21 protein-coding genes are annotated in these 20,806 nt (G+C 66.2%); 17 read left to right on the top strand and 4 right to left on the bottom strand.

What is annotated here, in order from left to right; all coding sequences use genetic code 11:
* Window positions 1-28: 28 nt before the first annotated feature.
* From C472_RS14505 to C472_RS14470, 9 genes are all read left to right on the top strand, one after another.
* Entirely contained in the window at window positions 29-544 is a 516-nt protein-coding gene (locus C472_RS14505; RefSeq protein WP_006630603.1) for a redoxin domain-containing protein, read from the top strand.
* Window positions 545-677: 133 nt separating this feature from the next.
* Window positions 678-1,109, top strand: coding sequence for a hypothetical protein (locus C472_RS14500; protein ID WP_049906719.1), 432 nt, complete (start codon window positions 678-680; stop codon window positions 1,107-1,109).
* 75 nt (window positions 1,110-1,184) lie between these two features.
* Window positions 1,185-1,406, top strand: coding sequence for a hypothetical protein (locus C472_RS14495; protein WP_152420657.1), 222 nt, complete (start codon window positions 1,185-1,187; stop codon window positions 1,404-1,406).
* Window positions 1,407-1,424: 18 nt separating this feature from the next.
* Window positions 1,425-2,342, top strand: a complete 918-nt coding sequence (locus C472_RS14490) for a sulfite exporter TauE/SafE family protein (protein ID WP_006630600.1) — start codon at window positions 1,425-1,427, stop codon at window positions 2,340-2,342.
* Between the two features lie 88 nt (window positions 2,343-2,430).
* Complete coding sequence (locus C472_RS14485; RefSeq protein ID WP_006630599.1) at window positions 2,431-3,891, top strand: dihydrolipoyl dehydrogenase; 1,461 nt, start codon at window positions 2,431-2,433, stop codon at window positions 3,889-3,891.
* A gap of 68 nt (window positions 3,892-3,959) precedes the next feature.
* Window positions 3,960-4,514, top strand: a complete 555-nt coding sequence (locus C472_RS14480) for a hypothetical protein (protein ID WP_006630598.1) — start codon at window positions 3,960-3,962, stop codon at window positions 4,512-4,514.
* A gap of 149 nt (window positions 4,515-4,663) precedes the next feature.
* Window positions 4,664-5,020, top strand: coding sequence for a DsrE family protein (locus C472_RS14475; protein WP_006630597.1), 357 nt, complete (start codon window positions 4,664-4,666; stop codon window positions 5,018-5,020).
* Between the two features lie 43 nt (window positions 5,021-5,063).
* On the top strand, window positions 5,064-5,267 hold the full coding sequence (locus tag C472_RS18190) for a DUF7837 family putative zinc-binding protein (protein WP_449271989.1): 204 nt from the start codon (window positions 5,064-5,066) through the stop codon (window positions 5,265-5,267).
* An 89-nt stretch (window positions 5,268-5,356) separates the two neighbouring features.
* Window positions 5,357-6,091, top strand: coding sequence for an NAD(P)H-hydrate epimerase (locus tag C472_RS14470; protein WP_006630595.1), 735 nt, complete (start codon window positions 5,357-5,359; stop codon window positions 6,089-6,091).
* A 16-nt stretch (window positions 6,092-6,107) separates the two neighbouring features.
* On the opposite strand, the gene C472_RS14465 is transcribed toward C472_RS14470, so the two are convergent.
* Both C472_RS14465 and C472_RS14460 read right to left on the bottom strand, forming a co-directional pair.
* A complete protein-coding gene (locus tag C472_RS14465; RefSeq protein WP_006630594.1) occupies window positions 6,108-7,112 on the bottom strand; it encodes a DUF3179 domain-containing protein in 1,005 nt (334 codons plus the stop codon).
* 71 nt (window positions 7,113-7,183) lie between these two features.
* The gene (locus C472_RS14460; protein WP_006630593.1) at window positions 7,184-8,626 is read right to left on the bottom strand and encodes an aldehyde dehydrogenase family protein; all 1,443 of its coding nucleotides are present in this window, start codon (window positions 8,624-8,626) and stop codon (window positions 7,184-7,186) included.
* Window positions 8,627-8,880: 254 nt separating this feature from the next.
* Between C472_RS14460 and C472_RS14455 the strand changes: the two genes are divergently transcribed.
* Entirely contained in the window at window positions 8,881-11,010 is a 2,130-nt protein-coding gene (locus tag C472_RS14455; RefSeq protein WP_082238269.1) for a plastocyanin/azurin family copper-binding protein, read from the top strand.
* Window positions 11,011-11,268: 258 nt separating this feature from the next.
* Here C472_RS14455 and C472_RS14450 read toward each other — a convergent pair whose 3' ends face one another.
* Together C472_RS14450 and C472_RS14445 are read right to left on the bottom strand one after the other, a co-directional pair.
* Complete coding sequence (locus C472_RS14450) at window positions 11,269-11,790, bottom strand: DUF1097 domain-containing protein (protein WP_006630591.1); 522 nt, start codon at window positions 11,788-11,790, stop codon at window positions 11,269-11,271.
* Between the two features lie 2 nt (window positions 11,791-11,792).
* A complete protein-coding gene (locus tag C472_RS14445) occupies window positions 11,793-12,812 on the bottom strand; it encodes a succinylglutamate desuccinylase/aspartoacylase family protein (RefSeq protein ID WP_049906768.1) in 1,020 nt (339 codons plus the stop codon).
* A gap of 172 nt (window positions 12,813-12,984) precedes the next feature.
* Between C472_RS14445 and C472_RS14440 the strand changes: the two genes are divergently transcribed.
* From C472_RS14440 to C472_RS14410, 7 genes are all read left to right on the top strand, one after another.
* Complete coding sequence (locus C472_RS14440) at window positions 12,985-14,313, top strand: putative ATP-dependent zinc protease (protein ID WP_006630588.1); 1,329 nt, start codon at window positions 12,985-12,987, stop codon at window positions 14,311-14,313.
* 10 nt (window positions 14,314-14,323) lie between these two features.
* Window positions 14,324-14,596, top strand: a complete 273-nt coding sequence (locus C472_RS14435) for a hypothetical protein (RefSeq protein ID WP_049906715.1) — start codon at window positions 14,324-14,326, stop codon at window positions 14,594-14,596.
* 59 nt (window positions 14,597-14,655) lie between these two features.
* The gene (locus C472_RS14430) at window positions 14,656-15,255 is read left to right on the top strand and encodes a helix-turn-helix domain-containing protein (RefSeq protein WP_049906713.1); all 600 of its coding nucleotides are present in this window, start codon (window positions 14,656-14,658) and stop codon (window positions 15,253-15,255) included.
* A 110-nt stretch (window positions 15,256-15,365) separates the two neighbouring features.
* Complete coding sequence (locus C472_RS14425) at window positions 15,366-16,136, top strand: hypothetical protein (protein WP_006630586.1); 771 nt, start codon at window positions 15,366-15,368, stop codon at window positions 16,134-16,136.
* 119 nt (window positions 16,137-16,255) lie between these two features.
* Window positions 16,256-18,247 (top strand): thiamine pyrophosphate-binding protein, encoded by a 1,992-nt coding sequence (locus C472_RS14420; RefSeq protein WP_206536586.1) that lies wholly within the window; start codon window positions 16,256-16,258, stop codon window positions 18,245-18,247.
* Window positions 18,248-18,316: 69 nt separating this feature from the next.
* Entirely contained in the window at window positions 18,317-19,549 is a 1,233-nt protein-coding gene (locus tag C472_RS14415) for a cation:proton antiporter (RefSeq protein WP_049906712.1), read from the top strand.
* A gap of 4 nt (window positions 19,550-19,553) precedes the next feature.
* Window positions 19,554-20,774 carry an MFS transporter gene (locus C472_RS14410; RefSeq protein ID WP_049906765.1) on the top strand — a complete coding sequence of 407 codons (1,221 nt, stop codon included), beginning with the start codon at window positions 19,554-19,556 and terminating at the stop codon, window positions 20,772-20,774.
* Window positions 20,775-20,806: the final 32 nt, after the last annotated feature.

Here is a 20,806-nt window from a genome sequence, read left to right as displayed (position 1 = left end):
CATGTCGTTTTACCTCCGAGTCTCACGTATGCTTCAGACTGGACAGACAGCGCCGACGTTCGAACTCCCCGGCGCGGGCGGCGGTCGGATTGACACGCACGCGCTGACCGAGTACACCGACAACGGGTGGGCGGTCGTAGCCGTGTTCTACCCGTTCGACTTCCACCCCGTGTGTACGACGCAGATGTGTACGTTGCGGGACAGCGAGACGCTGTCGCTATTGGAGAACACGGTTGTCCTCGGGATCTCGACCGACGGGGTCTACAGCCACCGCGCGTTCGCCAAGAAACACCGGATCGACTTCCCGCTGCTCGCAGACAGCGACGGGAGCGCCGCCGAGGCGTACGGCGTGCGCGTCGACGAGATCGAGGACCACCGCGGTGTCGCGCGCTCGGCAGTCTTCGTGATCGATCCCGACCGCACCGTTCAGTACGCTTGGCGGAGCGAGGAGCCCGACGACGAGGCGGACCTCGAAGCCGTCGAGCGAGCGGCGCGCTGTCACGGCGACGAGTGTGCGCTTCCCGACGGCAAGTCGTACCTGTGAGGCCGACCCCTCGCCGGTCACCGTAACCAGTCGGTAACTTGGTTACCCGTCCGTTCGCGCGCCTTTATTTGATATCCTCGCATCTGGGTTACTAGAGGTAACCTACGTCGGCACGCCGGCGCGAGAACACATCATGGTAAGCATACTCACCGGACTGATCGCTGGACTGATTGCGACTGTCGTCATGACGATGTTCATGATGGCGATGGGAGACGACTCGCCGCCGCCGACGGCCGCCCTCTGGGCGAAGTACGTGGGTGACGAGGGGCCGGAGGCGTACATGAAACAGGGCATGCTGCTCCACATGCTGTACGGGATCGGGGCGGGGGTCGCGTTCGCCCTCGGCGCGACCGCGCTCGGGCTCGACGTCGGCGCAGGCGCCCTCGTCGGAAGCGTCCTCTGGGGGCTCGCCTTCGGGCTCGTCCTGATGGTCGGCGGAATGGTCTTCTGGATGCGGATCGTCCTCGCGATGGAGCCGGACCCGAAGACGATGGGCGCGTTCGGCTTCTTCCACGTCGTCTACGGCGTCGTGCTCGGTGCGGGGATTGCCCTACTCCCGGTGTAAGCCGTGGAGGCGAACGCGTCTACCGAGACGGCCGACGACGCGCACCGACCGCGCTGCCTGCGCGACGACCGGCCCGTGCGTAGCTGTACCGCAGCTGCCGGGTCGGCAGTCAGTCGCGGAGCGGAGGCAACCGTCCGCCGTGCCGCGTTCTGGACCGCGATCGCGTTCCCGGCCGCGTACGTCGTCGGGGCCGCGGAGCCCGTTTCGTCGATCCTGCCGGCCGGCTGGCTACCGGTCGCGATCGCGGCGAACCTGCTGCTCCTCTGGGTCGGGCACGGCGCCCACCACCCGGAGTGAACGATGGCGGGGGCTATCGTGGCGACGAGTGAGGTGATCGCGGCGACGTCCGGACTCGATCCGGTCCCGTCGCTCTCGGCGGTGCCGGTCGATCGCGTTCTGGACCACTGGTGGGTGTTTCCCGCGTCGGTGCTGTTCGCGCTGGTCGCCATCGCCGCCGGCGTCTCGGGCGCGCTGTTTTTCAGCCCGTTCTTCCTGCTGGTCGTCGGGCTCAGCCCCGCCCAAGCGGTCGGTGCGGGGCTCATGACGGAAGTGTTCGGAATGGGCAACGGGCTTCGATCCTACGTCAAGCAAGGTGTCGTCGACTACGCGACGGCAAAGTGGCTGCTACTCGGGGCGCTCCCGGCGATCGTGATCGGATCGTTCGCAGCCCACTACGTCCCCGACACGCTCCTCCGCGGTGGATTCGGAGTCGGGCTGTTCGCGCTCGGCGGGTTCCTGCTGTACTCCGACTCCCCGGAAGAGACCGAACCCGGAGAGAGGGAGGGCGAGTTCCTCAAACAAAAGAACGCAGAGCGCGGCACCACCGTCATCGACGCCGCCGACGGCGAGCGGTTCGTCTACCCGACCTGCTGGCGTCCACCGGGTGTCGCGCTCGCGGGCCTCGGCGGGCTGATCACGGGACTGATAAGCGCCGGGCTCCCCGAAATCGTGACCACGCAGCTCGTGGCGCGATGCCGGATGCCGCCGCGCGTCGCCGTCGCCACGTCTGTGTTCGTGCTGGCGATCGCGGCGGTCGCCGGCGCCGCCGTCCACGCGCTCGCTGCGACGCCGGTCTGGTACGTGGTCGTCTGGTCGATCCCGGGCGTGATCGTCGGCGGAACGGTCGGCGCTCGCGTCGGCAGACACATCCCGAGCGGTCTTATGGAACGCGGGCTCGGCGTCGTCTTCGGGGTCGTCGGCGGAATCGTCCTCGCGACGACGTTCGGCGTCTGATGCGGGCGGTTCCGACTGGGACGCGGTCGTGTGCGACTCGCACCACGGCGGACCGGTCTTGATGACCGTGGGTCCCGTCGGTCCAGTCATGCAGGAGTTCGATTTCCTCGTGATCGGATCGGGATCAGGGCTGGACGTAGCGAACGCGATGGCCGGCCGGGGGAACTCGGTCGCCGTCGTCGAGGAGGGGCGCCTCGGCGGGACGTGTCTCAACCGCGGCTGTATCCCGTCGAAACAGCTGCTGTATCACGCCGACGTGCTGGAGACGGTCGAGCGGGCCGGCGAGTTCGAGATCGACGCCGAGGTCAGGGACGTGGACTTCGCGGAGATTGTCCGGAAGGTCACCGACGACGTCGCCGGGAGCTCCGAGTCGATCCGACGGGGCCTGGAGTCGTCGGACGCCCACGACCTGTTCTCGGGGACCGGTCAGTTCGTCGACGACCGGACCGTCGAGATCGTCGACGGCGACGACGAGGGCGCCACATTGCGGGCCGACACCGTCCTCGTCGCCACCGGCACGCGCCCCTCGATCCCGCCGATCGACGGAGTCGACGACGTCGACTACCTCACGAGCACCGAGGCGCTTCGCTTAGAGACGGCGCCGGACCACCTCGTGATCGTCGGTGGCGGCTATATCGCGGCGGAGCTGGGCCACTTCTTCGAGACGTTCGGCAGCGACGTGACGATCGTCGGCCGCCGGGAGCACCTGCTCCCCGAGGCCGACGCGGAGGTCGGCGAGGCCGTCACCGACCGCTACGCCGATCGCCTTGACGTGTACACCGGCTACGAGGCGGTCGCGGTCAGGGAGGCCGGCGACGAGGTGACCGTCGAGGCGCGGCCGTACCCCGAGGCAGACTCCGTCCGCGCGGGCGGCGAGACGATCGGGGCGCCCGAGGACGCCGAGGAGGTGACCGTCACGGGCGACGAACTGCTCGTCGCCGCGGGCCGGCGGCCGAACACGGACATGCTGAACCTCGACGCGACCGGCGTCGAGACCGACGAGCGCGGGTTCGTCGAGACGGACGAGTACCTCCGGACGGACGCCGAGGGAGTCTGGGCGCTCGGCGACGTGGTCGGCGAGTACCTGCTGAAACACAGCGCGAACCACGAGGCGAAGGCCGTGGTCCGGAACTTGCTCGGTGATGAACCCGAGCCGGTCGACTACTCGGCGATGCCGTTCGCGGTGTTCGGCTCGCCCGAAGTGGCCGGTGTCGGCGCGCGCGAGCAGGACCTCCGCGAGACGGACCGCGAGTACGCCACGAACACGTACGCGTACGACGAGACGGCCCGCGGGAGCGCGATGCACGCCGACGGGTTCGTGAAGGTGCTCATCGACCTAGACGGCGAAATTCTGGGATGCCACGTCGTCGGCCCTGAGGCGTCGAACCTGATCGAGGAGGTCGTCGTCGCGATGACGGCGGGCTCTGGTACCGTCGCGGACATCCGTGAGGCGGTCCACATCCATCCGGCGCTCTCGGAGGTCGTCGACCGCGCGTTCTCGGGGCAGTTCTCGCGTGGCGGCGACCACGACCACCATCATCACGGGTGATCCGGCGGCGGACCGCCGTCGACGCCCCGCGGGAGAGACGTTTTCACGCTCGCCGCCGAACGACGCGCATGGTCCGGCACCGAAGTCCCTCCCGTCGACGGTTCCTCGCCGGTGCCGCCGGAGTCGCGCTCGCGTCGATGGCCGGGTGTGTCGACGGCGACGGCGAGACAGGCAATACGGACAGCGAAGCGGACGACGCGGACGACGAAGCGGACGAGGGGGACGACGAAGCGGATGAGGCGGACGTCCCGGACCTCGACCTCCGAGAAGCGAACGTCGTCGAGGTCGCGTTCGAGGTGACTGACGAGGGGTACGCGTTCGATGTGAGCCTCCACCACGACGACGACGGCGAGGAGGGGTACGCGAACTGGTGGCAGGTCGAGCGGCTCGACGGGACGCGGCTCGCTCGCCGAGAGCTGCTACACGCGCACTCCGAGCAGCCGTTCACGCGCTCCGAGACCGTCAACGTTCCCGACGACGCGTCTTGTGTCGTCGTTCGCGGCCACGACGAGACGCACGAGTACGGCGGGGTCGCCGCCGTGGTCGACGTCGACGACGCCGCAGTCCGACGAGTCGATCAGGGAGCCGACCCGCGCTCGTTCGACGCGAGCGACTGTCCGTGACGCGTGGGTGTCATGATATGCGGGCACCGTGATATCCGGGCGTCGTGACGGGACAAGAGATACGTGCCACGTCATCACATGACGAGTCGACGTTCAGAACACACACCCGCACACGGGTTATGTGTGAGTGGGGCCTGTGTCTTAACACGATGGCAAAAGCAGCAATCGTGATTCTCGCCGGCAACGAATCGCACTCGGACTACGGTCGCCTCGCGAACGCGCTGGAGGCGGCGAAGGAGTTTGCCGAGAACGACGACGACGAGCTCGAACTCATCTTCGACGGCGCGGGGACCCAGTGGATCCCCGAGCTCGAAGACGAGGAGAGCGACTACCACGAGCTGTACCAGGCAGTCCGTGACAACGCCGCAGTCTGTGATTTCTGTTCCGGAGCGTTCGGCGTCGAAGAGGCGGTCGCTGACGCCGGCCTCGTCACCCTCGACGAGTACGACGGGCACCCGAGCATCCGCTCGCTTGTCGACGACGACTACGAGATTATCACGTTCTGACGGGCGGATCGGTAAGCGCGTTACACGGACGCGACGTTTTTAAATGAACCTCGGACGTATTCGTCGACGGGAGACGGCACACGCTCCCGCTTTCCCCATGTCGAGTGACTCGCCGCTCGGTCGCTGTCCGACCTGCGGAACGGCGATCTCGAGCGGTCGGACGCTCGTCGAGTACGAACGTGCGAACGGCGATCGACGGCGGTTCGCGGATTGCCCGGAGTGCGGCGAGGTCGTCACGCCGGAGTAAAACCGGCCGGACGGGGTGTCAGAGGCCACTCGACTCGACCGTCCGCAGGTCTAGGGGAGTATTTTATCGGTCGAGACCGACATGTCAACATGGACGAGATGCTGTTCGTCGGGCCGACGGGCCGAAGGGTCCCAGCTGTCACCGCCGAAGAGATGCGCGCGGTCGACCGGGTCGCCGTCGAGGAGGTCGGTCTCGACCTCCCGCGGATGATGGAACACGCCGGGCGCGGACTCGCCGAGGCGGTGCTCGACCGCCGGGAGAATGGTCCCGTCACGATCCTCGCCAGCAACGGTGGGAACGGCGGCGGCGGGCTCGCGTGCGCCCGTCACCTCGCAAACCGAGACCTACCCGTCCGGATCGTCCTCGACCGAGATCCCGCCGATATCGACGGCGTCACGGCGGAACAGCTCCGGATCCTGAAGGCAACCGACGTGCCGATCGAGACCGGCGGGGGCGGTTCCAGCTTCGACGTCGACGCCCCCCTCGACGGCGTCGTAGTCGACGCGCTGATCGGCTACGGACTGTCCGGCGCGCCGCGCGGCCCCGTCGCAGAACTGGTCGACGCCGCGAGCGACGCGGCGGGGACGGTCGTTTCGCTCGACGTTCCCTCCGGCGTGGACGCGACGACGGGCGAGGCCCCGGGTGCCGCGGTCGATCCCGACCTCATCGCCACGCTCGCGCTCCCGAAGACCGGGCTCGCGGCGGTCAGCGGTGACCTCCTGCTCGTCGATCTCTCGATCCCGGCGACGGTGTACGACCGTGTCGGCGTCGAGTACGAGGCACCGTTCGGGGACGAGTTCGCTGTCCCGCTGTCGAGGGCGTGACGCGTCGGAGACGAGATCAGTCTGCCCGATAGAAGGCGTCTGGACCGTGGTCGTCCCGCCACGCGAACGCGTACAGTCGGCGCGTCGGCAGTCGTTCGAGCTGACGACCGTCGGCGGCGACGCCGGTCGCGGGGTCCCACGTCGTCCCGTCGGCAGCGACACCCGAGTCGGTCACGGCGAAGTCGTACCCGGGATCGGCGTACGCGTGAGCTTCGCCCTCGTCCGTCGCGAACACGACGACGTCGCGGTCCCCGACGGTCGTCCGGACGACGCCGCCGGCAGCCCGGACGCGGGGAACGGGGTACCCGAGCGCGTCGTCGTCGACCTCGACGCCCAACACTACGGTCTTCGGACGCAGATCGTCGGTACGGTCCCACTCCCTCCGGTCGTCCGTTCCCCGGTGGGCCGCGAGGCCGAACCCCTCGCCCGAGGCGTACTCCTCGTACGGCGACGCGTCATAGTCGATCGGAACGGGCTCGTCGTCGGGGCTCGCGGCCTCGCTCTCGCCGCCCGGCGGTTGGAGGACGACGCCGTTCGGGTACGACTCGCGGAACTCCCGTAGGGACAGCATCCCTGCCGGTCGGACGGCGAGCGAGTCCCCCTCGAACGCGCCGGCGAGACACTCGCCGGTCGACTGTTTCCACTCGCTTCCGGTCTCGCGGTCGTACATGACGAGGTCGTCGTCCGCGAGCTTCCCGGAGACGCCGAACTCGAGGGTCCGACCCGCGTGGGTCCGGTCGTACACGATCCCGCTCCCGCAGAGCGGACACCACGTCACGACGATCGAGTCTTCCCCGGACGTATCGGTTGCGCCGTCGGCGTCGTCGACCACGCCGCCGACGACATCGTTCACGATCTCGTGGAACTGGAGGAACCGCACCGGGTACGCGCGGGGCGGGTCGGCGAACGTCACCGCGATGACCTCGTCGTCTGGATGCCAGTCGTACGCGTCCCCGAACGTCGGGTCGTCGACGCTCGGGATCGCGTCGCGTGGGAGGACATCTCGAACGTTCACGGTCATGACTATGGGTCGATCGAAATAACCGGACCGGCTTCGGTCTCGCCGGAGGGACGTTCGGATACGGAGCCCGCTCAGAGCACGATCGACTTCTTCCGGATCATCTGCTCTATCGCCGCGTGGATGCCCTCGCGGTTGATTCCGGAGGCGTCGTTCCCGCCGAACGGAACGTCGCCCAGCCCGTGTGAGGGCGCTCCGTTGAGGCGGACACTGCCGGCGTCGACGCGCTCGGCGACGCGCATCGCGCGGTCGTGGTCGGTCGTGAACACGGAGGCGTCGAGGGCGAGCTCGTCGTCGTTGGCCAGTTCGATCGCCTCTTCCTCCGTCTCAAAGGTGGTCACGGCGGCCACGGGGCCGAACTGTTCCCGGTGGATGATATCGGCGTCCTGCGGGACGTTCGCGAGCAGTGTCGGCTCGTGGAACGCACCGTCGCGCTCACCGCCCACGACCAGGTCCGCGCCGTCCTCGACTGCGGCGTCAACGAGCCCCGCGACCTCCTCGGCATGAGACTCGTCGATGAGCGGCCCGAAGTTCGTCGACTCGTCGAACAGGTCGCCGGCGACCCACGAGTCCATGGTCGCCGCCAACCGCTCCACGAGGTCGTCGTGGACCGACTCGTGGGCGAGTACCCGCGAGACGGCCGAGCAGCGCTGGCCGCTGAGCTTGAACGAGCCGGTCGCGCAGGCGCCCGCCGCGTCCGAGAGGTCGGCGTCCGGGAAGATGAGCGCGGGCGCGTTCCCGCCCAGTTCCATCACGAGGTTGGTGATGCCGGACTCCGAGGCGACGTGTTTTCCTGCGCCTGAGGACCCCGTCATGGCGACGGTGTCGACGCGGTCGTCCCCCGCCAGTGTGTCGCCGATCTCTCGACTCTGACCGGGGACGAAATTGAACGCGCCGTCGGGCAGGTCGGCGGCGGAGACGACGACGTCGGTGAGGAGCGCCGCCGTCGCCGGGGTCTTGCTCGACGGCTTGACGACGACGGCGTTGCCCGCGGCGAGCGCCGGCGCGATCTGAAGTACGGTCGTCTGAAGCGGGTAGTTGTACGGCGCGATACAGAGCACGGTGCCGATCGGTTCGGGCCTGACGATCGCAGTCCAGTCCTCGTGTCCCGGGGTCGCACCTTCGCGGTACTCGCCGTACGTCCGCGCCAGGTCGCGGGCCTCGCCGGCCGCCAACCGGAATCGACGCGCCGCGCTCGTCGGGGCACCCCAGGTCGAGGAGACGGGCTTCCCTGCCTCGCGAACGATCGAGTCGGTGAACTCGTCCGCCCGCGATTCGAGTTCGTCGGCGATGGCCTCCAGCCATCCGGCTCGCTGGACCGGCGTCGTCTCCCGTAACGCCGCTTGGGCGTCGGCCGCGGCGGCGAGGGCGTCCTCGGCCTGCTCGCTGCTGGCGGCCGCGACGCGCGCGAACTCGCCGCCGTCTGCGAGGTCACGAACTGTGATACTGTCGGCGCCCTCGCGCCACTGGCCGTCGATGTAGAGCCGCTCGGACCGCAGTGAGTCGGGGTCGGTCATCTACCGATTACAGACGCGATATTATAAAGAGTGTTTGGCGGCCGTTCATCCGAGACGCAGCATCGGGTCGGTGGAAACGACCGAACTCTCGGGTCGGCCACGACCGGGAGCCGAGCACGACGGTAGAACTCATCGTCGATCGTGGTCGAGACGACACCGCTGTCCGTTTCGTGTTAATAGTTCTATCGCCGATAGGCGGTGAGGGTACACGACGAACACAGCATCATACGCCCAGTTCCCGAAGTTGTTATCGTATGACACGGACCATACGAGACACTGACAGGCGAAGGCTGTTACAAATACTCGGTGCGGGCGCGGCGGTCGGGTTGGCCGGGTGTGGCGGCAACAACGACGGTGCCGACGGCGCCGACGGGTCGGACGGTGATGACGAGACGGACGGGTCGGACGGCGGCGACGGGATGGACGACGCCGACGACGAGTCGGTGCCGGGTGCGGACGTGCTCGGCGGTCCCGACGACCTCCAGGGGTCGGCGACGGTCGAGGCGCTGTCGCTCGATGCCGACCAGGGAGCGGGTCAGAACGTCTTCTCGCCCGCAGTCGTGTGGGTCGAAGAGGGTGCGACGGTCACGTGGGAGATCGCGAGCGGCAGCCACTCGGCGACCGCGTATCACCCGGAGACGGACGCCGTGCTGCGAATTCCCGAGGCGGCCGAACCGTTCGACTCCGGAACGATGTCCGAGGGAACCTTCGAGCACACCTTCGAGACGCCGGGCGTCTACGACTACTACTGTCGACCGCACCGCGGGCTGGGGATGGTCGGACTGGTGATCGTCGGTGAGGCGACGACCGGACCGGGGACGGCCCCGATCGAGGACCTCGACAGCGCCGAGGGTAACGGGCTGGCCGACCTGCTAGAGCTGGCCGGCGTCGAGGTCGAGGCACCGACGGCGAGCTACGGCTGGACCGACGGCACGTGGGACTCGTACTGGTACTCGCTGTACAACATGAGCACGACGATCACGCTGTCGGGCAACGGGATCATCTTCCCTGCCAACGACCAGCAGCAGGAGCAGTTCGAGCAGCGGTTCCCGGCAATCGTCGGGGCCGCCGACGCCGACCGGCCGCCGGTCATCGAGCCGAACCTCAACATGGCGCCGTTCACCGAGGGCGACCCCCACTTCACCGAGCAACCGGTCTTCGACGGCGACGGCGGGCGACCGGACGCCCGGACGCTGACGTGGGACCGCTCGCGGTCGTCGATGACGGTCAGCCCCTCCTCGCTGGGATGGACCCACCTTAAGGGGATCACCTGGGCGAAGAACTTCGAGGACCACGCGGAGGTCCTCCCGCCCGCCCTCGCTCCGCTGTTCCGGGCGATGGTGCTCTCGACGATGGCGCAGGTCGGGACCGCCTTCTCGCTCGTCCCCGAGCAGGGAGGCAACTTCCGGCTGAACGACGAGAACCTCCTACTCGGCTCCGCGTTCCGACCGGGCGAGGGACTGGTCGACGAGACGCCGCGCCCGCGCCATCACTCCGCGATGCTGTGGTTCCTCTCGAACCTCAACAGCTTCGCACAGGGCGGCTGGTTCGGCTACGAGAACCCCGAGCCGCTGATCCCCGCGGAGAACATCCAGATGCTCACAAACGGGATGGGACAGACAACGATGAACGCCGTCGATCCCGCCGACATCGGGAACACGCGGCTGGCCGGCGAGCTGCTCGGCGCGATCGGCTGGTTCGGGACGCAGACGAACAAAGACCAGCTCCGGAGCGCGGCCGCGGACTACGCCGACGGCCTCGCCGGTCGCATCGAGTCGAACCTCGACGGCAACGGTCGCGTCGACAACGGCGCCGAAAACCAGGCCGCGACGCAGGGCGTCGTCGGCCAGGGACTGCTGTGGGCCTCACAGATTGACGGCGTCGACCACGCGGGCACGGCGGACGACGTGCTCGGCTACCTCACCGAGGAGCTGTACGACGACGAGGCCGGTACCTTCGCATCCGGGCCGGACGACTCGACGTACACGATCACCGCCCGAGACGCGGGCGACATCACTGGCGGACTGAATGCCGCCGACGTGCTGCTTGACCGACCGGAGGTCCAGTCGCAGTACGCGTCCTTCTTCAACCAGACGTTCAACCGCGGGCGGCTCCAGCGGGCCGAACGACCCAACTCTCGGGACGAGAACGCCGAGTTCACGCTCCCGCTGCCGCCGATGGCCGGCGGCGAGTTCGGGCAGGCGGCCGTCTACAACCGGGAGGTCGAGTACGACACCGAGGCCGACGAGTGGTCGGTCACGGACGACACCTTCGACACCGAGATGGCGCTGTACCTCTCGAACCAGGAGATCTGGATCAGCCAGTGGAGCGGTGACTTCTACGAGGGTCGCGGCGTCCCCGGACGGACGGACACCCTAGACTGACGTCGGACCGCCGTACGCCCGTGACGCCGGCCGGTTTTTGTTAGTACGCGTCGGAGGCGCTCCGAAACCGGCTCGAAGCCCTCGCCGTCAACCGCGATGTACGCGGTCCGGCGGGTACGTCGAGTTCGACGCGAACGGCCCGCGGGGTAGTCGCGTCTCGCTGTACTTCCGCGGGAGAGGACGTCGATGCCGGCTCGCAGGGGGTCGTCGAAACCCGTCGACCTCACCGGGACCGCGCGCCGGATCGAAAGTGCGCTGTCACCGTTCGTCGAGCGCCGAACTCGCTTCGGCGGTGACGAGGCCGATAACGGCTCCAATGAGCATCGATACCGCTGCGGCGACCGTTTCGCCGAGCAGTCCGGTGAGACCGAGCGCCGTCGCTCCGGCGGCGTGGACGCTGAACAGCGTCGCGTACCCGAAGAACGCGCCCGGCGTGAACGACAGCAGCGGAACGAACTCGTGGAGGCTCGCGAGGAACATGAACGCGCCGACGACGAGGCTGAGCGCGACGCCGCCGCCGCCGAGGAGTCCCTCCACGACGGCGAGCGTGAGCGCGGCGTAGGCGATCCCCGCGGCGTTGCTCGCGTAGCCGCGTGCGAGTCCGTCCAGTCCCTCCCCGGCGGCGTAGAAGGTCGCGGAGGCGATGAACGACGGCCACAGGGGAATCTGTAGGCCCGCCACGAACGCGTACGTCCACGGCACCGAGGCCGCGCCGAACACCGCCGCGAGCGGCCACGTCCGGTTCCACTCGCCGACCCGGTCCCAGCGAACGACGTCCACGGCTACCCGTGTGCGCCGGAGCCCGCTTCGATGATACGCTCCTGTGTCTCCTCGATCTTGATGAAGTGACAGAGGGGGTTCCCCGGATAGACGACCGGATTTTCGAGGACACCCACGAGGAGCCCGGTGAACGGCGCCTTGACGACCGTCGCGTCCGACTTGAACGGATTGGTAATCCGACAGATCACCTCGCCCTCGTGAACTAACTCGCCCTGTTCGTAGTACATCTCGACAATTCCCCCGGAATCGGCCCGGAGCCACGTCTTTTCGCTCCAGTCGCCGATAACGGTTCGCCACCCCGGCCACCGAACCGTCTCCTGTTGATAGATACCGTATTCAGCGAAGACGCTCCGGACGCCCTCGAGCGCGTGGTCGATCAGCTCCCGTTCGAAGCGGTGCGCCTCGCCCATCTCCAAGGTGATCGTTGGAATCCCCTCGTCTGTCGCTTCGCGACGAAGCATTCCCGAGGAGCCTTCGCCGGCCATGATGAGGTTGGTCCCGAACGCTCGCGCGAGTCGGGCAGCACCCTCGTCGTCCATGTCTGTACGAACGTGAAGCATATTTGTCCGGCCGCGCGTCGATGTGTGGAAATCGAGGCCGAAATCACAGGGTTCGATAAAATTGTGGTATATTTGGTAGGCGATTCGGTTCGACCCCGTACTGTTTTGTTTCCCCGGGAAGGCACGATTGAGGTCGCGCTCGTAGATGGGGAGATACCGTTCTTGGGTGACGAAACCCTGGACGTTCAGGACGGGCAAACAGACGAGCGTTCCACAGATATCCGAGTGGTCCCACTCCTGAGCGACTTCCCGAACGACTTCGATGCCGTTGAGTTCGTCGCCGTGAATCGCAGCTGATAAAAATATTGTCGGCCCCGGTCGTGGTCCGTTGATAATCGTGACTGGGATGCGAACCGGATCACCGAGATACGTTTCGGTTACCGGATAGCGGAACTCCTCCGTCTCTCCCGGATCGACACGACCACCATCGAACGTGAACGCTTCAGCCTCTTGATCGGTCATCATCACGAAGATAGCGACCCCGTTCGGGGTAAACCTACAGAGGGCGTGTAATCGTGTTACACGCTCCCAGAACCCGTAATGACCGACGTTTCCAATAGAGACGTGAGCATCACATATGACTGCCTCCTCAGATTCACCCGGCCGAAAAAACACGACTGAAGCGGGTCGATCCGTGAGCGCCGACGAGTCACAGACCGCCAGCGGGGCAATTCGCGTCGGCGTCTTGAGCACGCACAACAGCAAGGAGACGAAGGCGATCCTCAACGCCGTTCGGGCGCTGGGACACGAGCCCGTCTGGATCCGGAACGAGAACGTCACTTCGTGGATCGAGGACGGGACGGTCCACTTCTCGCCGCGCGTCGACGTCCTCGTGAATCGGATGCTGTTCACAAAAAGCGATCACCAACTCGAAGACCTCCAACTGGCCGCGCTCTACGAGGAGACGACACCCGTCGTCAACGCTTCGCAGGCCGTGACGGACACGCTACACAAGTATCGAGCGGGGGCGAAGCTCGCGGCGGCCGGCCTCCCGGTTCCGGACGCCTACTTCGGACGGTCTCCGCGAACCTTCGAGGAGTGGCCCGAGTACCTTCCTGCCAACGCCGCACACAAGCACACGATCGGGACGAACGGCCAGCAGATGTCGGTCGTCTCGCCGACGGACCCGATCGGTCCCAAGATCGACGACGAACAGTCGTTCGTCCAGGAATTTTTAGAAGACAGTGACAATCGGCCCTCAGACGTGCGTGTCTATGTGGTCGGTGGGGAAATCGTCGGCGCGATGCGACGCCACGCTCCCGCAGGGGACTGGCGAACCAACGTCGCCCTCGGCGGTGAGGTCGAAGGAATCACGAACGAACTCGGTGTACGGCCTCGTCAGATAGCGAAAGAGGCAACGGACGTTCTGGGGTTGGATCTGGCCGGGGTCGATCTGATGCCCGTCGACGGCGAGTGGTTCATTCTCGAGGTCAACGCGACGGCAGGATTCAAAGGCCTGTTCTCGGCGACCGGGGTCTCTGCGGCCCCGCATATCGCTCGCCTGGCTATCGAGCGAGTTGGCGGTGGCGTTGATCAGTCGCAGATCGTCGAATTGGAATCGACATTAGACGATTCGGTGCCGGATTGCAAACCGCCGCTCGTGCAGAGGGGCGGCGACGACGGCGTGCTCGGTTACACCTCTCGGATACGGATCAACGGCCGTGACGGAGCGGAAGAGGCGGTCGCGAAGTCCGATACCGGGGCCGAACGCACCAGTATCGACACGGACCTCGCCGGTCGAATCGGTGCCGGGCCGCTCGTCGGAACGACACAGGTTCGGTCGGGGACGGGAAGCGAGACGGAAACCCGCCCGTTGGTCGACGTGGATCTGTGCCTGAACGGGCGATGGCGGACCGTCACGGCCAGTATCACCGATCGGACGGAGATGACCTATCCTGTCCTGCTCGGTCGAGACGTCCTCGAAGCCTATACGCTCGACATCAGTAATACGGTGGAGGAATAGGCCGCGTGAGATGAACGTCACGAGACGGGCCGTTCTACAGCAACTGGCCGCCACAAGCGACGCAGAGCGGAAAGAAACGACGTCTATCGAAGCACTTACAGCAGCTCTCGGGATCGAGGCGTCCACCGTCGAATCACACTTGAACGGATTAGAAGCCTGCGAGCTAGCTCGAAGCGAGACCGGTGGGCGCGTGAGAGTGACGATCACCGGCGAGCAACTCCTCGAACTCGATACCGACGAGGCAGTGATTGTCGACGCCTCTACGCCACAGCGAGAGTACTGAGAGGGATGATGTTTAACCGCACTCCACGTAATTGGCACTCAAACGGAGATGAATAACTAATGGCAGACCACGAGGCGAGTCAGTCCGAGGAAGCACAGCCCGATGAAGTACAGTACGATCCGATGTCCAGCCGCTACGATCTCTTCGAATGCCCCGAGTGTGATAACGTCGTCCTCGCGCTGGGGCGGGACGAACCACCGATGTCCTGTCACGATAAGCCGATGGAGCGCGTGACCGACGTGGAGATGAGCGTCAAACCGCCGGACGTCAAGCAGGTACTGCTTCAGGCCTTCGGGCTGCCGAAGGCGGGGCTCGATATCTGTCTGTGCGTCATCGGTGAAGGTCCCCTGTCAGCGAACGAGGTCGCCGAGTCGCTCGGCTACGATCGGAGCACGATCACGCGATACCTCAATACGCTCGTCGATATGGGACTGCTACGGCGCTCCGAACTGAACCGCGAAGAGGGCGGTGTGGTCAACGTCTATCACTCGGTCGACCTCGAACGGATGCGACGCGAGACGCTGATCGGCTTCTACGTCTGGGCGGGCGAGGCTGCCGCCCTCATCGAGGACGCAAACGTGACCAAACAGGACTATCTCGACGAGAACCCGGATCAGGAACTCCCCGAACTGTTCTGGGAGTCGTTTCGCGACAAGTGAGTCGATACCGAATACACACCCTACGAACACGCCTTTTCAAAATCGGAAATGGCGTTCGAGCAGCGCTCCGGGATCTCCTCTCACAGGAGTTCTCTTACTCGACGGGCCACATGACGGCGATACTCAACGGCTGTCTGTTCGCGCCGTCACTGCTCGCGTTCTGGTTCGTGAACGGCATTCTCGACTTTTCGACTGCGATCGCCATCGGTGCGGTCGCAACGCCGGCAGGCCTTCAGGTACGCCTGCTCGCGTATCTCTTGGTCGTGCCGACGTTCCTCCTCGCGCGGATCGTCGTACACCTTATCCACCCCGTACATCGGAAGCAGGTTCTCTCGGGGTCGTGTCCGAACACCCGATTGATGAGTCTCGACTGGTTCAGCGTGGGGATACTGACGACGGGGCTTCCGCTCGCGATACAGAATATCGGACCGTGGGTCGGGATGAACGCGGTCTTCCTCGTCGGCGTGTTTCTCGCTCCCAGACTGCTGCCGATCACTCGTCGGAACCACGTCAAGTTTCTCGCGCTCGTGCTCGGTGGTGTCGTGTTCCTCTACGCGAGCTACGGTGAGATAGCGCCGTGGCTTCCGAATCCGGCGACTGTTCTCGGTCCCGTCGCGACGGCCGCGCTCGGGGATGACACTACCCGCTGGCTATTCCGACTGGTGAACAGTATCGTCGTCGGTCCGCTCATCGTGGGCCTATTCGGGATCGCGATGAACCGCATCCTGACGCGGCCGGAGCTGACCGACATTCCCGTCGTCCGTCACGCGCTTCCTCGCCGGGATCCTGACGGCGTCGTCGTCACCAGTGCCGCGTTCGGGACGGCGTTCTATCTGCTCGTCGTCAAGGCCGCGACCGGCCACCTGATTGTCGTCCCGTAGCGTCTCCTGATCGAGCGAGCGCGATCGGCAGGATTGCCCGTATATAAAAACAGCGGGAGTATACGACGAGCGCGCATACGTGCCGTGTAATTAAATCCGCTCCCCGTAAGTCGATTTCCATGGGAACGGACACCTCCTCCGGTCCATCGATGGAGGGGATCACGTGGTATAGAGCGCTCTCGGCAGACGAGTTACCCGAGGGCCGGGTCAAAGCGGTGAGCTGCGGCGACACCACCGTCGCGGTGACGCATTACGACGGAGAGTACGCCGCGCTCGATAACAGTTGTCCACACCAGGGTGGCCCCCTCGGCGAGGGGTCGATCGAGACCGGCTGCCTCCGCTGCCCTTGGCACGGGTGGGACTTCGACCCGCTGACCGGCGAGACTCCCGGATCGCACGACGACTCCGTGGAGACATTCCCGGTCGAGGAACGCGAGGACGGGATCTACGTCGGGTTTCCCGAAGAGGAGCCCCACGAGCGAACGGTATCCGATGTCATTGCCGAGACGCTGGTCAACTGGGGCGTCCGTCAGGTCTGGGGGATCGTCGGGCACTCGAACCTCGGGCTAGCCGACGCGCTGCGCCGCGAGGCCGAGACGGGGAACCTCACTTATTACGGCGTCCGTCACGAGGGCGCAGCCGCCTTCGCGGCGTCGGCGTACGGAAAGCTTACCGGCCGGCCGGCGGCCTGCTTCTCCATCGCCGGCCCGGGGGCGACGAACATGCTCACCGGGCTTTGGGACGCCAACGTCGACCGCTCGCCGACGATCGCGCTCACCGGGCAGGTCGAGTCGCAGGTACTCGGGACGGGCAACTTCCAGGAGGTCGACCTCGAGGCTGCCTACGGCGACGTCGCCGCGTTCGAGGCGACGGTGCTGCACGACTCGGATTCCGCCGAGCTCGCCACGCGGGCTGCGAAGACCGCCGTCCTCGAACGCGGCGTCTCCCATCTGGTCTTCCCCGACGAGATACAGACCCAGTCCGCCGAGGGCGTCGAGCCGGGCGACCCGGAGGGTCGTATTACCGACCGAGACATCAGTCCGCCCGCGGACGCGGTAGACGACGCCGAGGAGCTGCTGGCGGAGGCGGAACGACCGGTCATCGTCGTCGGCCACGGCGCCCGCTTCCACATGGATCCCATCGTCGAGCTGGCCGAGCGCTTGGACTGCCCGGTCCTGACGACGTTCAAGGCCAAAGGTCAGATCCCCGATTCCCACCCGCTCGCGGGGGGCGTCCTCGGCCGATCGGGCACGCCCATCGCGAGCCACTTCATGAACGAGTCGGACCTGCTCGCGGTGTTCGGCGCGAGCTTCTCGAACCACACCGGTATCGCGGAGTACAAGCCGATCATCCACGTCGACTTCGACGCGATGACGCTGGGGAAACACCACAGCGTCGACGTGCCGGTGTGGGGCGAGATCGGGGTCACCGTCGATGAACTGAACGATCGGCTCGACGGCACCGACGTCGCCGCCGAGAGCCAGCGCGAAGAACTCGCCGACCGGTGGGAGATCTGGCGCGACGAGAAGGCGACCCGGCGTGCGGGGACGCCCGAGCGCGGTGTCAACTACGCGACCGTGTTCGAGGCGATGAGCCGACTTGTCCCCGACGACGCGATCATCCCGGTCGACGTGGGGAACAACACCTACGCGTTCGGCCGGTACTTCGAGCCGGAGCATCAGTCGGTGCTGATGTCGGGGTACCTCGGCTCGATCGGGTTCGCGTTCCCGGCGGCGCTCGGCGCGTGGGCCGCCACGCAGGAGTCCGAGTCGCGGTTCGCCGGCCGTCCGGTCGTCTCGGTGTCCAGCGACGGCGGCTTCGGGCAGTACATGAGCGAGTTCACGACCGCCGTCAAGTACGACATGGACCTCACGCACGTCCTGTTGAACGACGACGAGCTCGGGAAGATCAGCAAGGAGCAGCGCACCGGCGGGTGGGACGTCTGGCAGACCGATCTCGTGAATCCGGCGTTCGCCGAGTTCGCGGAGAACTGCGGCGGGTACGGGGCCTACGTCGACGACGCCGCAGACCTCGACGACGAACTCGAAGCGGCCATCGCCCACGACGGCCCGGCGCTCGTCGAGATCAGCACCGACGCCGACCCCATCTGAGTCGCTCCGATCGCAACGCGACGACGAACGCCACTATACTACACTACTCTCACGGCGTCTCGATAACAAATGACAGATCTCACCGCACTGTTGACGAGTCTCCTTGGAGTGTTCGCCCTGGCGCTGGTCGTTCGGCTCCTCGTTCGAAACCGGGATCGCCTCGCGTTCGCGAGCGTCCTCGTGGCTATCGGTGTCGCCGTCTCGGCGCTCGGGCTCTCCTTCGGTCTCGACCTGACGAGCGATCTGATTCTGCTGGTGTTCCTACCGACCATCATCTTCCACGGGACGACGACCCTCAACGTCCGTCAGCTGTGGCGGAACGTCGGCCTGATCGCGGTTCTCACGGGGGTCGGCTTACCGCTATCGGTCGTCCTCCTCGGAGCCGTCGGAACGGTCGCGTTCGATTTCCCCCTGATCGTGGCGCTGGTCTTCGCCGCGATCATCCTCCCGACCGATCCCGCCGCGGTCCTGTCCATCTTCGAGGGACTGGACGTCGACGAGCGGCTCGCGATCACGATCGAGGGGGAGAGCCTCATGACCGACGGCGTCGCGGTCGTGATCTTCTCGACGCTCATGGCCGCCCACGAGTCGTCCGGATCGACGGCGTCGCTCGGGACGCCGAACGGACTGCTCGCTATCGCGGGTGACATCGCACTCGTCGGGGGCGGGGGTCTCGTGCTGGGCGGAGTTATCGGCTACCTCGCACACGTCGTGATGCGGCGCCTCGAAGACGAGATGAGCGTCCTGCTGCTCACGGTCCTCGTGGCGTACGGGAGCTTTCTGCTCGCCGAACACGCGCTCGGCCTGAGCGGGATCCTCGCCGTCGCCGGCGCCGGGCTGTTGATGGGCGCACACGAGGAAACGCATCACAAGATGAGTACGAACGTGGCCCACGTCCAGGAGATCTGGACGATGGCGGCGTTTCTCGTCTCGACGATCCTGTACCTCCTCATCGGCGCCGAGGTTCGGATCGGGGCGTTTTTCGAATACGCCGAACTGGTGATCGCGGCCGCAGTACTGGTCTTCCTCGCCCGTGCGGTGACTATCTATCCGCTGGTTTCGGTCACCAACCTCGCCGGTGAACGACCGGTCCCCGCGTATTGCCAGCACGTCATGGTCTGGGGCGGCCTCCACACCGTCGTCCCCGTCGCGCTGGCGCTGTCGCTCCCCGCACAGTTCCCGTTCCGAGAGGAGCTACAGGTGATGGTGTTCGGCGTGGCTATCCTCAGTATCGTGGTTCAGGGACTACTGCTGCCGGGAGTGCTGACCCGACTGGGGATCGGTGACGCGAGCGGAGAGTGACACGATGACGGAGCAACCGACCGACGATCGGTGGCGAATGCTCGTGTTAGTCGGCGTTGCCGAACTGTTCGCGATGACACTCTGGTTCAGTGCGTCGGCCGTCTCGCCGGAACTGGCACAGCTGTGGGAGCTTTCGGAAGCGGAACAGGCGTGGCTGACGAACGCCGTCCAACTGGGCTTCGTCGTCGGTGCGTTGCTGTCTGCCACTCTGACGATATCAGATACCTATCAGCCTCGGTACGTGTTCGCCGGATCGACCGTTCTCGGTGCGGCTGCAACCGGGGCCATCGCGGCGTTCGTCAGTAGCGCGCTCCCGGCGATCGTCTTGCGGTTCGTGACGGGGGTTGCGCTCGCTGGCGTGTATCCAACCGGAATGAAGATGATGGCCGGCTGGTTCGACGCGGGACGCGGACTCTCCATCGGCGTTCTCGTCGGTGCATTGACGGTCGGATCGGCTACCCCACACCTGCTACGTGTCGTGGGGGGCGTCGGCAACCCTCGACTCGTCCTGGACGGGGCAATGGTCATCGCGCTGGTCGGTGCCGCCCTCTCACTGCTGTACAGGGAGGGGCCCTATCAGTCCGAGCCGGCCCCGTTCGACCCGCGAGCAGTCGGGCGCATCCTGCGTGACCGGGGTGTTGCCCTCGCCAACGGCGGGTACTTCGGGCACATGTGGGAACTGTACGCCGTCTGGACGTGGATCCCAGTCTACCTGACGGCCAGTTTCGCCCATCGAGGGATGAGCAACCCGGAAGAACTCGCGTCAGCACTAACCTTCGGAACGATCGCTATCGGCGGCGTCGGCGCGTGGCTCGTCGGCTCAGCAGCCGACCGGTGGGGACGGACGACGGTCACTGCCACGAGCATGGTCATTAGCGGCTCGGCGACCGTACTCGCCGGGATCGTTTTCGGTGCTCCCGTATGGCTGGTCACACCGTTCGTCCTGTTGTGGGGGTTCGTCATCGTCGCTGATTCGGCACAGTTCTCCGCGGCAGTCACCGAACTGGCAGACCCGAATTACGTCGGGTCAGCGCTCACGCTACAGACGGCGTTGGGGTTTCTACTGACGATCGGATCGATCCAGCTGACGCCGGCCGTGGCCGAGATCGTGGGCTGGCGGTGGGCCTTCGCGCCGCTGGTCGTTGGACCCCTCTTGGGAACGATCTCGATGATACTCCTGCGCCGTCACCCGGACGCGAGCAAGCTCGCTGACGGGGTGGGATAACGGCCCTTCGCAGCAAGATGGGACCGTAAGCA

Origin of the sequence: Halorubrum tebenquichense DSM 14210 (assembly GCF_000337415.1) — an archaeon.
Classification (GTDB): domain Archaea; phylum Halobacteriota; class Halobacteria; order Halobacteriales; family Haloferacaceae; genus Halorubrum; species Halorubrum tebenquichense.
This window is presented reverse-complemented; position numbering and strand designations above follow the sequence as displayed.

Coding starts and splice junctions, on each gene's coding strand:
- C472_RS14435 (WP_049906715.1), top strand. CDS start 14,324: ATGAACGTCACGAGACGGGCCGTTCTACAGCAACTGGCCGCCACAAGC.
- C472_RS14480 (WP_006630598.1), top strand. CDS start 3,960: ATGGTCCGGCACCGAAGTCCCTCCCGTCGACGGTTCCTCGCCGGTGCC.
- C472_RS14430 (WP_049906713.1), top strand. CDS start 14,656: ATGGCAGACCACGAGGCGAGTCAGTCCGAGGAAGCACAGCCCGATGAA.
- C472_RS14445 (WP_049906768.1), bottom strand. CDS start 12,812: ATGACCGATCAAGAGGCTGAAGCGTTCACGTTCGATGGTGGTCGTGTC.
- C472_RS14470 (WP_006630595.1), top strand. CDS start 5,357: ATGGACGAGATGCTGTTCGTCGGGCCGACGGGCCGAAGGGTCCCAGCT.
- C472_RS18190 (WP_449271989.1), top strand. CDS start 5,064: ATGAACCTCGGACGTATTCGTCGACGGGAGACGGCACACGCTCCCGCT.
- C472_RS14410 (WP_049906765.1), top strand. CDS start 19,554: ATGACGGAGCAACCGACCGACGATCGGTGGCGAATGCTCGTGTTAGTC.
- C472_RS14500 (WP_049906719.1), top strand. CDS start 678: ATGGTAAGCATACTCACCGGACTGATCGCTGGACTGATTGCGACTGTC.
- C472_RS14505 (WP_006630603.1), top strand. CDS start 29: ATGCTTCAGACTGGACAGACAGCGCCGACGTTCGAACTCCCCGGCGCG.
- C472_RS14415 (WP_049906712.1), top strand. CDS start 18,317: ATGACAGATCTCACCGCACTGTTGACGAGTCTCCTTGGAGTGTTCGCC.
- C472_RS14425 (WP_006630586.1), top strand. CDS start 15,366: ATGACGGCGATACTCAACGGCTGTCTGTTCGCGCCGTCACTGCTCGCG.
- C472_RS14420 (WP_206536586.1), top strand. CDS start 16,256: ATGGGAACGGACACCTCCTCCGGTCCATCGATGGAGGGGATCACGTGG.
- C472_RS14460 (WP_006630593.1), bottom strand. CDS start 8,626: ATGACCGACCCCGACTCACTGCGGTCCGAGCGGCTCTACATCGACGGC.
- C472_RS14465 (WP_006630594.1), bottom strand. CDS start 7,112: ATGACCGTGAACGTTCGAGATGTCCTCCCACGCGACGCGATCCCGAGC.
- C472_RS14455 (WP_082238269.1), top strand. CDS start 8,881: ATGACACGGACCATACGAGACACTGACAGGCGAAGGCTGTTACAAATA.
- C472_RS14475 (WP_006630597.1), top strand. CDS start 4,664: ATGGCAAAAGCAGCAATCGTGATTCTCGCCGGCAACGAATCGCACTCG.
- C472_RS14485 (WP_006630599.1), top strand. CDS start 2,431: ATGCAGGAGTTCGATTTCCTCGTGATCGGATCGGGATCAGGGCTGGAC.